The following is a 15860-nucleotide window of genomic DNA, read 5'->3' on the forward strand; positions in this document are numbered from 1 at the left end:
GATTGATATAGACCAAACTTGATTTCATTCTTCCCACAGCTGAATCGCCTGCTTCAAGCCGAGCACCAGCTCGTCGTGCCACTCTTTAGGCTTGAGAATTCGCACATGCGGTAACCAATGCCGCACCACCGGCATTAATTGATTGATGTGATTGATTTGCGTGGTGACCAGCAAGGAGCCGTCGCCGTCCAGTCGTTGCTGTTGCTGCGGCAGTAGTTGCTGGCGGTTGAAGTAGTGCGCGATGTCCGGGCCGACCCGCAACAGAACGTCCGTCGTTTCGGTGGTAAACCATACATCGTCCTTGGCGTCGATGTAGTCGCTGTGGGCGCGGTTGAGAGGAAAGCGGCTGGCTTCATCCACCTCCAGCTGATCGATCAGCGCCACGCTGAAGTTCTTGAGCCGCCCGCTGTCTTCCGCCGCCAGATACCAGACGCCATTTTTATGGATCAGCCGGTAAGGCTGGGCAAGCCGCAGTCTATTCTTGTAAATGAAGCTGCAACTGTGCTGACTGGCGATGGCGGCATGCAATGCGGTAAAGATGCGGCTGCCCTGCAGGTCTTCGTGGGGGATCACCTGTACCTGGGTGACCCGACGATGTTCGGGCATATTCAATTGCTGCAGCAAGTAGCGCAGGCTGCCGTCCGGAAAAAGATACTCGGTGCCGGCCATACGCGCGTAGCCATGTAGGTACTTGACTGGAATCGTACTGCGGGCGGCGTGCGTCAGTTGCCAGCGGCCATCCGCATCACGTTCGGCGATTCCAAGTAGCCGCTCCCCCATGTCGCGTTCAATAGTGCGCACATCCACATCGTGTTCCTCGGCCAACTGACGTTTATCGATGCGATCACCTTGGTGCAGGCGTGCCAGGATGCGGGACAGGCGCTGGGCGAGTTTTTCGCCCTTGCTGATCTTGGTAGTGTAATTGGATGCCATGGAGACACTATATTCGCGGCGAACGACAGGTTGTGTCGCGGCAAAGGAGGACTGGCAAAGTACGGGCAAACAATTTCATGCACAATATCTCTGCAATTTCCATTTGGAAATACATTGTAGCATTGCTAAACGATAAAAATGCAATGCAGGCAATGCCGCACCAGTCAGCACCGGGTACGTTGAATTTCAAAGAGTTTTCGTGGATAAGAAGAACTGCCGCCTTGGCCAGCGGCGCTCGGGAGGATCATATCAATTTAAGCGAGAAAAGCAGGGCTTTGTCATTCAAACGTGACCTGACTGGAGATGTCAGGCCAGCCAGTACCTCCTCGGAAAAACATAGGTCTAACCACTCGTCATGAAACACTGGACGAGCCCGAGGGCGTTCAGCTAAAAAAAAGCCAACCCCGCAGGGTTGGCTTTTTCATTGTTTGGTGGGCCTCCCGTGAGTCGAACACGGCACCAACGGATTCTGGTTTGTGTGACTTTCGCCACTCCCTGGACTATGCCTTCACCATAGCTTGCGCCGTAGGTGGGTGCCGTCTAGTCTCTACACCTTCAACAGCACTTTCGCACTGAAGCTTGGCTCGGCATTGCCTTACGCATCGCTGCGCTTAGGTTTCACCGAATTTGACACCATCCCTTACGCGGTTTCCCATCGCAAGGCACATTTACATATGAGTCCGCTGCTCTAACCAAGCATGAGCTAGAGGCCCGAAACCTGTACTACTTATACCGCCCCACCGACAAGTCGAGGCTCTGGAGCCCTGCCGTCCGGTGCGCGCCGGACCAGAAATGGACCAGACAGCGTTTTGCGCACCTCAAAACGAGCAAGAAATCAACCGTAAATCTTTGAATCTAAACGACTTCCCTTTATGCACCTTTTCGATACACAAGGTTTATGAGTCCGCTGCTCTAACCAAGCATGAGCTAGAGGCCCTGGGTACTGCAACCGTTGATTAAACGGACACGGGAGCATAGGCGGAACCGACGCTCCCGTCAAGTGCCTAGTTGCCTTCCAAGAAGCTTTTCAGCTTGTCCGAACGCGAAGGGTGGCGCAGCTTGCGCAGCGCTTTCGCTTCGATCTGGCGGATGCGCTCGCGCGTCACGTCGAACTGCTTGCCGACCTCTTCCAGCGTGTGGTCGGTCGACATTTCGATGCCGAAACGCATGCGCAGCACCTTCGCTTCGCGCGGCGTCAGCGAGTCCAGCACGTCCTTGACCACGCCGCGCATGGACGCGTGCAGCGCCGCGTCGGACGGGGCCAGGGTGTTGTTGTCCTCGATGAAGTCGCCCAGATGGGAATCGTCGTCGTCGCCGATCGGCGTTTCCATGGAGATCGGCTCTTTGGCGATCTTCATGATCTTGCGGATCTTGTCTTCCGGCATTTCCATCTTGATGGCCAGGGTCGCCGGATCGGGCTCGGCGCCCGTTTCCTGCAAGATCTGGCGCGAGATGCGGTTCATCTTGTTGATGGTCTCGATCATGTGCACCGGGATGCGGATGGTGCGCGCCTGGTCGGCGATCGAGCGCGTGATCGCCTGGCGTATCCACCACGTGGCGTAGGTCGAGAACTTGTAGCCGCGGCGGTACTCGAACTTGTCCACCGCCTTCATCAAGCCGATGTTGCCTTCCTGGATCAGGTCCAGGAACTGCAGGCCGCGGTTGGTGTATTTCTTGGCGATGGAAATCACCAGGCGCAAGTTGGCCTCGGTCATTTCGCGCTTGGCCTTGCGCGCCTTCATCTCGCCGGCCGCCATCTGGCGGTTGATGTTGCGCAGGTCCGGCAGCGGCAGCACCACGCGGGCCTGCAGGTCGATCAGGCGCTGCTGCAGTTCCTTGATGGTCGGAATGTTGCGCCCCAGGATGGCGCTGTAGGCGTGGCCGGCTTCCACTTCGCCGTCGACCCATTCCAGGTTGGTTTCATTGCCCGGGAAGACCTTGATGAAGTGGGCGCGCGGCATGCCGCACTTGTTCACCGCCACGTCCAGGATCTGCTTCTCGATGTGGCGCACTTCGTCCACCTGGCCGCGCAGGGTGTCGCACAGCTTTTCCACCACCTTGGCGGTGAAGCGGATGCCCAGCAGTTCGAAGGAAATCGCTTCCTGCGCCTTGACGTAGGCTTTCGAGCTGTAGCCGTCCTTTTCGAAGGCGCGGCGCATCTTGTCGAACTGCTGCGAGATCAGGTCGAATTTTTCCAGCGCAGCATTTTTCATCTGCTCCAGCTGTTCGGCCGAGTAGCCGGCGGCGCCCGATGCGCCGGCCGCTTCCTCTTCCTCTTCGGCCTCTTCCTCTTCCTCGTCCTCGTCCTCTTCCTCGTCGTCCGAGGCGGCGGCGGCCGGGGCGGGCGCGGGCTCGCCTTCGCTTTCGTCGACCAGGCCGTCGACGATCTCGTCGATCTTGATCTCGTCGTTACGGATGCGCTCGGAGGCGGCGATGATCTCGGCGATGGTCACCGGGCAGGCGGAAATGGCCTGGATCATGTCCTTCAGGCCGTCTTCGATGCGCTTGGCGATCTCGATCTCGCCTTCGCGCGTGAGCAGCTCGACCGAGCCCATTTCGCGCATATACATGCGCACCGGGTCGGTGGTGCGGCCGAAGTCGGAGTCCACGGTGGACAGGGCCGCTTCGGCGGCCGCTTCGGCTTCGTCGTCGCTGGTGACGGTGGCCACATTGTCCGACAGCAGCAGGGTCTCGGCGTCCGGCGCGTGCTCGTAGACGGCGATGCCCATGTCGTTGAAGGTGCCGATAATGCCCTCGATCGCTTCCGGATCGACGATATTTTCAGGCAGGTGATCATTGATCTCGGCGTATGTGAGGAAGCCGCGTTCCTTGCCGAACTTGATCAGGGTCTTGAGTTTCTGGCGGCGGCGTTCGAGTTCCTCCTCGGTCGCTTCCGTGTCGGACGAGAAGGCGTCCTTCAGCAGCGCTTTTTCCTTGGCCTTGCGGTCCTTGGCCTTGGCCTTGTCGACCGCCTTCAGCTCGGCGCGCTCGACCGCGTTGAGCGCGGCCACTTCGTCGTTCTCGGGCTGGAATTCTTTCGGCTTGCGGCCACGGCGGCCCGGCACCTTCACTGAAGGCAGCACATAGCCTGAAGTATCGATGGCTGCCAAGGCGGCGGCATCGGTGGTCTGGCTTACCGCCGGCGGCGTGTTGGTAACACGCGTTTCCGGTTTGTCGGCCGTTTTGGCGGCCTTGGCGGTCACTTTGCTCGGCTTTGCAGCCGCTTTGGATTCAGGTTTCTTTGTTGGCACAGGCGCTTTCGATTACACAACGACTTGCTTTACGGGTTAGGATAAAGTTCTTGCAACACCGCTACGAATACTTATACCTTCTGGCTCCTGCGCACACAGGAACCTCCACCGCCGGCCCAAACCCGGGACCGTACTCGGCAGAAATTCTACTGTAGACAGCGCAAGGGGGCTAGATCCACCAGTGTCCGGAGGCAGGCGCCGCGCCTGGGCGGTTACCGACTGCGCCATCCGGCCATGATCCGGCAACATTCCGGCCCCGGCCTACGGTGCCGCAGCCTTACCGCCCGCCGCACCGATCAAGAGCCTAACTTACTGAAAACAAACAGAATTCCGAACTGAAACAACAAAGCTAAGCACTCAATACTTAGCGTTTTATTATAGCACGCTACTTTACAATTTCCAGACCCCGCCCGGCCCGTCTCATAGGGGCGCAGCCCCGTGAGACTAGCGGGCTGATAGCTCCGCTTCGGCCTCCCGTAACAACTGGTCTTGCATAGCCGTAATTTCGCGGTAGCGTACACCAATTTCGCTGGAAGACAAACCGGACGCGAACAACTGTGCCAGCTCGGCTTTCAGCGCGTCGGTCCGGATCTGGCGGATGGCACTGCTCAGATACGTCTTGATGGCGTCGAAATCCGACTCCGGCTCGGCGGCGATCTCGCTGATGATGCCGTCGTACTCGCTGCCCTGCTCCTTCAAATGCTGCGCCAGCGCGGCGAAGCTGCCCTGCGGCCCCAGCGCGATGGCCGCCGCGATCAGCTGGTACAGGCGCTCGGCCGCTTCCTCGCCGAAGTTGGTGAATGCGCCCAGGCCCGCCTCGTCTATCGTGAAGGCCAGCGGCGGGTGCGCCACCAGGTGCCGCACGATCTGCAGCTCCAGGCCCACGGGCTGCGGACGGCTGCTGCGCTGCGGCGCCCTGCGCACCTCGGCCACCGGCTTGCTCAGCTCGTACAGCTGCTCGATCTCGCCCGGGCTGCTCTGCGTCATGGTGGCCAGGCCGCGCACGATCTGCAGCCGCAGCGCCGACGGCGTCATGGCCTGCAGCAGCGGCTTGGCCTCGAACTGCACCCGCGCGCGCCCTTCCGGCTCGCTCAAATCATGCTCGGCGGACACCACGCGCAGCAGGAACTGCGACAGCGGCATGGCCTCGTGCACCTGCTGCTCGAAGGCCGGGGCGCCATATTCGCGGATATAGCTGTCCGGGTCGTGCTCGGCCGGCAGGAACAAGAACTTGATGGTCTTGTTGTCCGACACATGGGGCAGGCAGGCTTCCAGCGCGCGCTGGGCAGCGCGGCGGCCGGCCTTGTCGCCGTCAAAACTAAAGATCACGGTGTCTGTTTGGCGCAACAGTTTCTGCACGTGGGTGCTGGTGCAGGCCGTGCCCAGGGTCGCCACCGACTGCGGGAAACCCATTTGCGCCAGCGCCACCACGTCCATATAGCCTTCCGTCACCAGCACATAGCCGGCGTCGCGGATGGCCTGGCGCGCCTCGAACAGGCCGTACAGCTCGTGACCCTTGGAAAATAAAGGCGTTTCGGGGGAATTCAAGTACTTAGGCTCGCCCTGCTCCATGATGCGGCCGCCAAAGGCGATCACCTGGCCCTTGGTGTTGCGAATTGGAAACATCACGCGCTCGCGGAAACGGTCGTAGCGCTTGCGGTGGTTGCCCTCCTCGTCCACGCGGTCGATCACCAGGCCGGCCTCGACCAGCGCCAGCGCCTCGTAGTTGGGAAACACGCTGCGCAGGTTGTCCCAGCCGTTGGGCGCGAAGCCGAGCGCGAAGCGGGCCGCGATTTCGCCGGTCAGGCCTCGGCTTTTCAGGTAGCCGATGGCGTTCGGGGCCGAGCGCAGCTGGGATTTGTAGTAGTCGGCGGCCAGGTTCATGGCCTCGGACAGGGCCATGCTCTGGGCCTGCATCTGGGCGCGCTGGGCGGGCGGTATCTTGTCGTCCTGCTCGGGCACGACCATGCCGCAGTTCTGCGCCAGCTCCTTCACGGCATCGACAAAGCCCATGCCGGAGTATTCGATCATGAAGCCGATCGAGGTGCCGTGCGCGCCGCAGCCGAAGCAGTGGTAGAACTGCTTGGTGGGGCTGACCGTGAAACTGGGGGATTTTTCGTTGTGGAACGGGCACAGGCCCATGAAGTTGGCGCCGCCCTTTTTGAGCTGCACATAACGGCCGACCACGTCCACGATGTCGACGCGGTTCAATAGATCGGAGATAAAGGATTGAGGTATCACGGCGATCAGTCTTGTTCTACATCAGAGGCTATACTGCCGCGCGAGCGATCGGCTTGAGGCTGATCAATCGGCGGCGCGATGGCGGGTTACGGCGGCGAGCCGCCTAACCCGCCCTACGCCAGCACCGGTAGGGCGGGTTAGCGGAGCGTAACCCGCCGGAGCCGCCTGCGGCGCATGGCGGGCCGGCACCCGGATCAGGCCGGGGTCAGCGCTTTTTTGATCAGCGCGGACACGACAGCCATGTCGGCCTTGCCGGCCAGCTTGGGCTTGACGATGGCCATGACCTTGCCCATGTCCTGCGGACCGGCGGCGCCCGAGGCGGCCACGGCGGCGGCCACTTCGGCGGCCACCACTTCGTCCGACAGGCCGGCCGGCTTGTAGGCAATCAGCACTTCCAACTCGGCTTTTTCGATGTCGGCCAGGTCCTGGCGGTTGCCGGCTTCGAACTGGGTGATGGAGTCCTTGCGCTGCTTGATCATCTTGTCGACGATGGCGACCACTTGCTCGTCGCTCACTTCGATCTGCTCGTCCACTTCCTTGCGCTTGATTTCCGCCAGCATCAGGCGGATGGTGGCCAGCTTGCCGGCTTCCTTGGCACGCATGGCGGCCTTCATGTCATCGCTAATCTGTTGTTTCAAGCTCATTGTTCGTTCTCACTGGGAAAAATCGTGGCGCAAAATGCGAAAACCCGCTGCGGCGAACCGGAGCGGGCATGCGACTGGACAGGATGAGCCCGCGGCGCGACGCCGTACTGCCGGGCTATCCTGAAACAACAGTCTTAGAACAGTTTCTTAGGCAGTTGCTGGCTGCGGATGCGCTTGTAGTGACGCTTCACGGCAGCTGCCAGCTTGCGCTTGCGCTCTGCGGTTGGCTTCTCGTAGAACTCGCGTGCGCGCAGTTCGGTCAGCAGGCCGGTTTTTTCGATGGTGCGTTTGAAGCGACGCATTGCAACTTCGAACGGCTCGTTTTCTTTAAGGCGGATAGTGGTCATGTAAAAATTCAAACCGTTAGATTTTAGGAAGATAAAGATATTAGCAGTATTCGGCCAAATTGGGAAGACCTTTGGACGGAAAACCGGCTCAACAGGCCAGTTTCATCTAGAAAACTGTCTGTTTTTGAGCAACCTTTTCGTCCTGCCAACACCTGACTCCGGCGGCAAAACACACGCCGGAATGCAATCATATCAGACTGCTTGGCCGGCCGCCACACCCGAAGCCCAGGCCCACTGGAAATTGTAGCCGCCCAGCCACCCCGTCACGTCCACCGCCTCGCCGATAAAGTACAGGCCAGGCACCTTGCCCACCATCATGGTTTGCTGGGACAGCTCGCGCGTATCCACGCCGCCCCGGGTCACCTCGGCCTTGCGGTAGCCTTCGGAACCGTTGGGGGTGATGGTCCACTGGTTGATGGCCGCGCCCAGCTTGCGCAGCACGGCGTCCTGCATGTCGGCCAGGCGGGCGTCGGCGGCCAGGCCGTGCAGCTGCAACAGGCCTTCGGCCAGGCGGGCCGGCAGCCATTGGGCCAGCACGTTGCCCAGCTGCTTCTTGACGGTCTGCTTGCCCTCGATCAGCTCCTGGGCCACGTCCATTTCCGGCAGCAGGTTGATGACGATGGGCGCGCCGGGTTGCCAGAAACTGGAAATCTGCAGGATGGCCGGGCCGGACAGGCCGCGATGGGTGAACAGCAGGTCTTCGCGGAAACGCGCGCCGTCGGGCTTGCGGCCCTTCAGGCTGCCGGTCTCCACGTCCACTTCCAGCGAAATACCGGACAGGGGCGCGAACGGCGCCCAGGTGTCGGCGTCGAAGGTCAGCGGCACCAGCGCCGGGCGGGTGGGCACGATATTCAGGCCGAACTGCTCGGCGATCTGGTAGCCGAAGCCGCTGGCGCCGATTTTCGGAATCGACAGGCCGCCGGTGGCGATCACCACGCTGTCGCATTCGATGTCGCCGGTGTCGGTGGCGAGGTAGAAGCTGCCGTCGTCCATCTGTTCCACGGAGGCGACCTTGGACGGCATGCGCCAGTGCACGTCGCCCGCCGCGCATTCGGCCTTCAGCATCTCGATGATGCGTTCGGCCGAGTCGTCGCAGAACAGCTGGCCACGGTGCTTTTCGTGGTGGGCGATGCGGTATTTCCGCACCAGCGCCAGGAAGTCCGACGGCGTGTAGCGCGACAGCGCGCTCTTGCAGAAGTGCGGATTTTCGGACAGGAAGTTGGCCGGGCTGGTGTTGATATTGGTGAAGTTGCAGCGGCCGCCGCCGGAAATGCGGATTTTTTCGGCCAGCTTGGCGGCGTGGTCGATCAGCACCACCCGGCGCCCACGTTTGGCGGCCTCGGCCGCGCACATCATACCCGCCGCGCCCGCGCCGATTACCGCCACATCAAATTTCGCCATCACTGCTCCGATTCCGCTTCAAAACCGGCCATTGTACTCTGACTTGGCGGCCGGACCGGCGGCGCTTGGCGGGTTACGCGGTTCCCGCTAACCCGCCCTACGCTTCATCATGCATTGCGGCACATCAGGCCAGGCTGCGCGCGACCTTGGCGACCTGGGCCACCTGCTCGGCAATGGAGGCGGGCACGGCGATGTCGCCGCGCAGCACGGAGGCGATCCACGCGGCGGTGGCGGCGGCGCTCTTGTCCTCCGGCAGCACCACTTCCTCTTCGGCCGTGAGCTGCTTTTCCACCAGCACGGTGCGCTCGCCATCATGGAACCAGTCGATGCGCTGGCCCTTGTTGGCGTTGGCCACCGTTTCGCCCTCGGTGCCGCGCATCAGGAAGGCGTGGCCGCGTTCGGGCGCAGCCGCCGTGCAGAAGTATTCGCCCAGCATCTCCAGATATTCCGGATGGGTGTAGGACACCAGCCGCAGCGCCGGGCCGGCGAAGGGCTGCATCATCTTCACCAGCGTGTGGGTGGAGTTGCGCACGCCCAGGATGCGGCGCAGCGACAGCATATGGGCCAGCTTGGGCGCCAGCGCGTCGATGGTGATGAAGGCCAGCTTGCCCGACGCCAGCGCCGCCTCGGCTTCGGCATGGCTGCCGGCAGCATGGATGCCCAGTTCGGCAAACACCTCGGCGGTGGCCACCCGGCCCAGGTCGTGCGGCACGCCGTGCACCAGCACCGGCACGCCCTCGCGCGCCAGCAGCAGGGCCAGCAACGGCGTCAGGTTGGCCATCTTGCGGGCCCCGTTGTAGGTGGGGATGAGCACCGGCGCGCAGCCGCCCGCAGGCGCTTGCAGGGGCGTGAACGAGGCTTCCGCCGCGTCCAGGAAGCCTGCGATCTCGTCCACGGACTCGCCCTTGATGCGCATCGCCAGCAGGATGCCGCCCAGTTCCAGCTGGGAGACCCGGCCGTCCAGGATGGCTTGATACAGTTCTTGGGCGTCGGCGCGCGTCATGCTGCGCGCGCCTTTCTTGCCACGGCCGATTTCTTTGATGAACCTTGCCGCAGGGAATGGGTTGGGATGTGTCGTCATGGTGGAGAGCTTACTACAAGAGCCAGCGCCCAGGATTGCTGCATTGCAGTGCCGCCCGCATCAAACTGGCAATTCGGCTACACTTATAGGTCCCCCTGATTAAAATAATGAGTTGAGGCACCGAATCATGATCTCGCCAGACATCGAAAACGTAAACGTTACCAACTTCGCGTCCATGCCGACTCCGTCCGCACTGCACGCGAAACTGCCGCTGACCGACGCCGCGTCGGCCGTCGTCATGCAGGGCCGCGCCGACCTGCGCGCCATCCTGGACCGCAAGGACAAGCGCCTGTTCGTGGTAGTCGGCCCCTGCTCCATCCACGACCCGGTGGCCGGCCTGGACTATGCGCGCCGCCTGAAGGCGCTGCAAGCCGAAGTGGCCGACACCATGCTGCTGGTAATGCGCGTGTATTTCGAGAAGCCGCGCACCACCACCGGCTGGAAGGGCTATATCAACGATCCGGACATGGACGACTCCTTCCGCGTGGACGTGGGCATGGAAAAGGCGCGCCAGTTCCTGCTGGACGTGTGCGAACTGGGCCTGCCCACCGCGACCGAAGCGCTCGACCCGATCTCGCCGCAGTACCTGGGCGACCTGATCGCCTGGACCGCGATCGGCGCGCGCACCACCGAGTCGCAGACGCACCGCGAAATGTCGTCCGGCCTGTCGACCCCGGTGGGCTTCAAGAACGGCACCGACGGCGACATCAGCATCGCCATCAACGCCATTCTGTCGGCGGCCAATCCGCACGCCTTCCTGGGCATTAACGGCGAAGGCAATGTGTCCATCGTGCGCACGCGCGGCAACGGCTACGGCCACGTGGTGCTGCGCGGCGGCGACGGCCGTCCGAACTATGACTCGGTGTCCGTGACCATCGCCGAGCAGGCGCTGGCCAAGGCCAAGCTGCCGGCCAATATCGTGGTGGACTGCTCGCACGCCAACAGCTACAAGAAGCCCGAGCTGCAGCCGCTGGTGATGACGGACGTGGTGAACCAGATCACGCACGGCAACCAGTCGCTGGTGGGCGTGATGATCGAGTCGAACATCGTAGGCGGCAACCAGAAGATCCCGGCCGATCTGAGCGAGCTGAAGTACGGCTGCTCGGTGACGGACGGCTGCATCGACTGGGACACCACGGCTGAGATGCTGCGCAAGGCGCATGCGGAACTGCTGAAGCGTCCTTAAAGCATCAAGCCCAGGGGTTGGCGCCGACGTGGGGGGCTACCCCGAAGGCTCCCGCCAGCGCCGCCTCGGCGCGGCTGGCGGGGGCGTTCAGTTCATTCAGGTCCAGGTAGATCTTGCCGTCCTCCAGCTTGACGGCGTAGTGGCGCACGGCGCCCTGCTCGGGCCGGCCGCCGTCCAGCACCGCGAAGACCTGGTCGTCCAGCGTGCGGATCACCGCAACGCCCGGCAGTTCCTGCCACGCCAGCCCGCGCGGCACCAGCCGCACGCCCTGCGGGGCAATGTCCTTCAGCTTGCAGATCAGTTTCCAGTACTCAGCCATGGTTTGGCTCCTTCGATGCTATATGGGATCTAAAGCAAGAGGGATGCCAGCGGTGAAGACGCTATTGGCGGCTCGATGGCGGGTTACGCTACGCTAACGCGCCCTACCGCCGCCGTGCCGCCGCCCTACGGGTGTGCATCGGCGGGCCCCTTTGGTGCGGGCTGCGCCCGCTTTCCATTACAATGGCGGATTCCCCTTTCACTTTGCACGGTCCCAATGATTGTTCTCGGCGTTGAATCCTCCTGTGACGAAACCGGCCTGGCTCTGTACGACACAGAGCACGGCCTGCTGTCCCATGCCCTCTATTCCCAGGTGGCCATGCACGAGGAGTACGGCGGCGTGGTGCCCGAACTGGCTTCGCGCGACCATATCCGGCGCGCCATCCCGCTGCTGGAGCAGTCGCTGGCCGGCGCAGGCAAGCAGCTGGCCGATATCGACGCCATCGCCTACACGCAAGGCCCCGGCCTGGCGGGCGCGCTGCTGGTCGGTTCGTCCATCGCCTGCAGCCTGGGCATGGCGCTGGACAAGCCGGTGCTGGGCGTACACCACCTGGAAGGCCATCTGCTGTCGCCGCTGCTGGCCTCGCAGCCGCCGGAGTTCCCGTTTATCGCGCTGCTGGTGTCCGGCGGCCATACGCAGCTGATGCGGGTGGACGGCGTGGGCCAGTACACCTTGCTGGGCGAAACGCTGGACGACGCGGCAGGCGAGGCCTTCGACAAGTCCGCCAAGCTGCTGGGCCTGGGCTATCCGGGCGGCCCCGCCATTTCGCGCCTGGCCGAATTCGGCGACCCGGCGGCCTACAAGCTGCCGCGCCCGATGATGCACACCAAGGACTTCAACTTCAGCTTCTCCGGCCTGAAAACGGCGGTGCTGACGGTGGTGAAGAACCACGAGGAAAAGGTGATCGCCAATATCTGCGAGCAGGACAAGGCGAATATCGCGCGCGGCTTTGTGGACGCCATTGTGGAAGTGCTGACGGCCAAGTGCGTGTCGGCGCTCAAGCACACCGGCCTGAAGCGGCTGGTGATCGCCGGCGGCGTGGGCGCGAATGCGCAGCTGCGCGCTTCGCTGAACGCGGCGGCGGCCAAGAAGCGCTTCAAAGTGTATTACCCGGAGCTGGAGTTCTGCACAGACAACGGCGCCATGATCGCCTTTGCCGGCGCCATGCGGCTGATGATCAACCCGGACGCAGCGAAGAAGGATTACTCCTTCAATGTGCGTCCGCGCTGGCCGCTGGACGAGCTGCGGGTGATTTGAATTTGGCGGGTTACGGCGGCTGGCGCCGCCTAACCCGCCCTACGCATCAGCACATGCCCCTTGCAAATTCGTAGGGCGGGTTAGCGTAGCGTAACCCGCCAGGCGCTCACGCGGCCCTTTGCGCCGGCCGCCCCTGCCGGTGGTACAGGAACTCCAGCACGCTGCTGCGGTAATCGATATACAGCGGGTCCTGCGCCAGCGCCAGCCGGTCGCGCGGACGCGCCAGCCGCACCTGCACGATATCCCCTATCGTCGCCGCAGGCCCGTTGCTCATCATGACGATGCGGTCCGACAGCAGCACCGCTTCATCCACATCATGCGTCACCATCACCACCGTCGATCCGGTGGCCGCCACGATGCGCAGCAGCTCGTCCTGCAAGTGCGCACGCGTCAGGGCGTCCAGCGCGCCGAAGGGTTCATCCATCAGCAGCACTTTCGGCTCCATCGCCAGCGCGCGCGCGATGCCCACGCGCTGCTTCATGCCGCCCGAGATCTCGTTCGGCCGCTTGCCCGCCGCCGCCGTCAAGCCCACCAGCGCCAGCGCGGCCCAGGTGCGCTCCTGCAGCTGCTTGTTACTCTCCTTTGCGCTGAACACCCGCTCCACCGCCAGGTACACGTTCTCATAGCAGGTCAGCCACGGCAGCAGCGAGTGGTTCTGGAACACCACCGCGCGCTCGGGCGAAGGCCCGGCGATCTCGCGGCCGTTGCAGATCATGGTGCCGCCGGTGGGCGTGGTCAGCCCGGCGATCAGGTTCAGCAGCGTGGACTTGCCGCAGCCGGAGTGGCCGATCAGCGTGATGAACTCGCCCTGCTCCACCGTCAGGTTCACATTGGCCAGCGCATGGAACTGGCCCTTCTTGGTGTTGAACACCATCTCGGCCTTGCTGATGTCGATGAATTTCGCGCTCATATCAGTTCTCCACTTGTTCGTAGGTAAATGCCTTGGCCAGCGACACCAGCGCCCATTCCAGCAGCAGCCCCACCACGCCGATCACGCCGATGGCGATCAGGATGTGCGGCACGTTCAGGTTGTTCCACTCGTCCCAGACCCAGAAGCCGATGCCCACGCCGCCGGTCAGCATTTCCGCCGCCACGATCACCAGCCAGGCGGTGCCGATGGCCAGGCGCACGCCGGTGAGCATGTAAGGCAGCACGGAAGGCAGCAGGATCTTGGTGACGATCTTCCATTCGGACAGGCTGAGCACGCGCGCCACGTTCATGTAGTCCTGGGGCACGCGCTGCACGCCCACCGCCGTGTTGATAATCATCGGCCAGATCGAGCAAATAAAGATCGACCAGATGGCTGCCGGATCGGCGGCCTTGAAAACCAGCAGGCCAATCGGCAGCCAGGCCAGCGGCGACACCGGCTTGAGCAGGCTGATGATGGGGCTGAACATGCCGTACATGAAGGGGAAGCGGCCGATGATGAAGCCCAGCGGTATGCCCACCAGCGCCGCCAGGCCGAAGCCCATGCCCACGCGCTGGAGCGAAGCCAGCACGTTCCAGCCTATGCCCTGGTCGTTCGGCCCCTTGCGGTAGAACGGGTCCGAGAACAGCTTGACCGCCTCCTCCCAGGTGGCCCATGGCGTGGGGAAGCTGCTGTTCTTGGAAGCCAGGATCTGCCAGGCCAGCACCAGCAGCGCCAGGCCGATCAGCGGCGGCAGATACTTCATCACGTAGGGCCGCATGCGCGCACTCCCCGATTCCAGTTTGATGCCCTTGGCGGCGATGCGCTCGCTGCGCGCGGGCTTCTCCGGCGCGGCTTCCTTCACGGCTTCCTTCACGGCGTCCTTTACCGGCACGGCGGCGATATTGTGCAGAACTGCGCTCATGGCTGCTCCTTATGCTTTGATCTTGAATGAATCGGCGTAGGCTTTCGGATTCTTGCCGTCCCAGGTGGTGCCGTCGATCAGCTTCACGCTGCGCATGGCGGACTTCGGCACGGCCACCTTGGCCATGGCGGCGGCGTCCTTGTACACATCGACCTGGTTGATCTGCGTGGCCACCGCCAGATAGTCCGGCTCGGCCTTGAGCAGGCCCCAGCGCTTCTGCTGCGTGAGGAACCACATGCCGTCCGACAGGTAGGGGAAGTTCACCGAACCGTCGTTGAAGAACTTCATCGAATTCGGATCGTCCCAGGTCTTGCCCAGGCCATTCTGGTAGCGGCCCAGGATGCGCTGGTTGATCACGTCCACCGAGGTATTCACATAGGACTTGTCGGCGATGGTTTCGGCCATCTTCAGCTTGTTCGACAGCGACGCGTCGATCCAGCGGCTGGCGTCCAGGATGGCGGCGGTCAGCGCGCGCGCCGTGTTGGGATACTTCTTCACCCATTCGGCGCTGGTGCCGAGCACCTTCTCCGGATGGTCGCGCCAGATCTCCTGGGTGGTGGTGGCGGTGATGCCGATGCCGTCCACGATCGCGCGGTGGTTCCACGGCTCGCCCACGCAGAAGCCGTCCATATTCCCGATGCGCATATTGGCCACCATCTGCGGCGGCGGCACGGTGATCATCTTGGCGTCCTTCATGGGATTGATGCCGTAGCTGGCCAGCCAGTAGTACAGCCACATGGCATGGGTGCCGGTGGGGAAGGTCTGCGCGAAGGAATACTCGCGCGGGTCCTTCTTCATCAGCGCGGCCAGCGAGGGGCCGTCCACGCCGCCCTTGTCGGACACTTTTTTCGACAGCGTGATGGCCTGGCCGTTGTGGTTCAGATTCATCAGCACGGCCATATCCTTCTTGGGACCGCCGGCGCCCAGGTGCACGCCGTAGACCAGGCCATACAGCACGTGCGCCGCGTCCAGTTCCCCGTTCACCAGTTTGTCGCGCACGCTGGGCCAGGAAGCTTCCTTGCTGGGCACGATCTTGATGCCGTATTTCTTGTCGAAGCCCAGCACGGAAGCCATCACCACCGAGGCGCAGTCGGTCAGCGGGATGAAACCGATTTTGACTTCTTCTTTTTCAGGCTTGTCCGAGCCGGCGGCCCAGACGCCCTGCGTGGCAAGGCCGGAGATTGCGGTGGCGGCGCCGGCTTTCAACAGGCTGCGGCGAGTCAAGCTGATTTTGCTGTCCATCTTATCCCCATGCTAGTTTGTGAACTGCGGCAGGCGGACGCCTGCCCTGCCACTAGCTTTGCAATAGCTGTGCCAGCCCGATTACGGGGCGGCGGCTGTCAAACGCGGGGAAAGAAGTGTATTTTC

The 15860-nt window shown here is 62.7% G+C and carries 13 protein-coding genes; 2 read left to right on the forward strand and 11 right to left on the reverse strand.

Going from position 1 to position 15860, the window contains the following annotated elements; translation table 11 throughout:
• Positions 1 to 24: 24 nt before the first annotated feature.
• From KT882_RS26995 to ybiB, 7 genes are all read right to left on the reverse strand, one after another.
• Positions 25 to 933, reverse strand: coding sequence for a helix-turn-helix transcriptional regulator (locus tag KT882_RS26995; protein ID WP_228893775.1), 909 nt, complete (start codon positions 931 to 933; stop codon positions 25 to 27).
• 1004 nt (positions 934 to 1937) lie between these two features.
• Positions 1938 to 4136, reverse strand: coding sequence for an RNA polymerase sigma factor RpoD (gene rpoD / locus KT882_RS27000; RefSeq protein ID WP_228893776.1), 2199 nt, complete (start codon positions 4134 to 4136; stop codon positions 1938 to 1940).
• 492 nt (positions 4137 to 4628) lie between these two features.
• Positions 4629 to 6425: a DNA primase gene (gene dnaG, locus KT882_RS27005; RefSeq protein ID WP_161073908.1), complete on the reverse strand. Its 1797-nt coding sequence runs from the start codon at positions 6423 to 6425 to the stop codon at positions 4629 to 4631.
• Positions 6426 to 6619: 194 nt separating this feature from the next.
• Entirely contained in the window at positions 6620 to 7069 is a 450-nt protein-coding gene (locus tag KT882_RS27010; protein ID WP_161073909.1) for a GatB/YqeY domain-containing protein, read from the reverse strand.
• Between the two features lie 134 nt (positions 7070 to 7203).
• Positions 7204 to 7416, reverse strand: a complete 213-nt coding sequence (gene rpsU / locus KT882_RS27015) for a 30S ribosomal protein S21 (protein ID WP_008451879.1) — start codon at positions 7414 to 7416, stop codon at positions 7204 to 7206.
• 192 nt (positions 7417 to 7608) lie between these two features.
• The gene (locus tag KT882_RS27020; protein WP_161073910.1) at positions 7609 to 8817 is read right to left on the reverse strand and encodes a BaiN/RdsA family NAD(P)/FAD-dependent oxidoreductase; all 1209 of its coding nucleotides are present in this window, start codon (positions 8815 to 8817) and stop codon (positions 7609 to 7611) included.
• Between the two features lie 124 nt (positions 8818 to 8941).
• Positions 8942 to 9898: a DNA-binding protein YbiB gene (gene ybiB / locus KT882_RS27025; protein WP_161073911.1), complete on the reverse strand. Its 957-nt coding sequence runs from the start codon at positions 9896 to 9898 to the stop codon at positions 8942 to 8944.
• 127 nt (positions 9899 to 10025) lie between these two features.
• Between ybiB and KT882_RS27030 the strand changes: the two genes are divergently transcribed.
• Positions 10026 to 11084 (forward strand): 3-deoxy-7-phosphoheptulonate synthase, encoded by a 1059-nt coding sequence (locus tag KT882_RS27030; RefSeq protein WP_161073912.1) that lies wholly within the window; start codon positions 10026 to 10028, stop codon positions 11082 to 11084.
• 4 nt (positions 11085 to 11088) lie between these two features.
• On the opposite strand, the gene KT882_RS27035 is transcribed toward KT882_RS27030, so the two are convergent.
• Positions 11089 to 11403, reverse strand: coding sequence for a Rieske (2Fe-2S) protein (locus KT882_RS27035; RefSeq protein WP_161073913.1), 315 nt, complete (start codon positions 11401 to 11403; stop codon positions 11089 to 11091).
• A gap of 216 nt (positions 11404 to 11619) precedes the next feature.
• Between KT882_RS27035 and tsaD the strand changes: the two genes are divergently transcribed.
• Positions 11620 to 12660, forward strand: a complete 1041-nt coding sequence (tsaD, locus tag KT882_RS27040) for a tRNA (adenosine(37)-N6)-threonylcarbamoyltransferase complex transferase subunit TsaD (RefSeq protein WP_161073914.1) — start codon at positions 11620 to 11622, stop codon at positions 12658 to 12660.
• Positions 12661 to 12766: 106 nt separating this feature from the next.
• Here the strand turns inward: tsaD and KT882_RS27045 are convergent, their stop codons facing one another.
• Genes KT882_RS27045 through KT882_RS27055 form a run of 3 tightly spaced genes read right to left on the reverse strand, consistent with a single transcriptional unit; the run spans position 12767 to position 15734 of the window.
• The gene (locus tag KT882_RS27045) at positions 12767 to 13570 is read right to left on the reverse strand and encodes an ABC transporter ATP-binding protein (protein ID WP_161073915.1); all 804 of its coding nucleotides are present in this window, start codon (positions 13568 to 13570) and stop codon (positions 12767 to 12769) included.
• Position 13571: 1 nt separating this feature from the next.
• Entirely contained in the window at positions 13572 to 14492 is a 921-nt protein-coding gene (gene ntrB, locus KT882_RS27050; RefSeq protein ID WP_161073916.1) for a nitrate ABC transporter permease, read from the reverse strand.
• 9 nt (positions 14493 to 14501) lie between these two features.
• Positions 14502 to 15734, reverse strand: coding sequence for a CmpA/NrtA family ABC transporter substrate-binding protein (locus KT882_RS27055; RefSeq protein WP_161073917.1), 1233 nt, complete (start codon positions 15732 to 15734; stop codon positions 14502 to 14504).
• Positions 15735 to 15860 lie beyond the last annotated feature (126 nt).

This window comes from Pseudoduganella aquatica (assembly GCF_020865585.1).
Classification (GTDB): Bacteria; Pseudomonadota; Gammaproteobacteria; order Burkholderiales; family Burkholderiaceae_D; genus Rugamonas; species Rugamonas aquatica_A.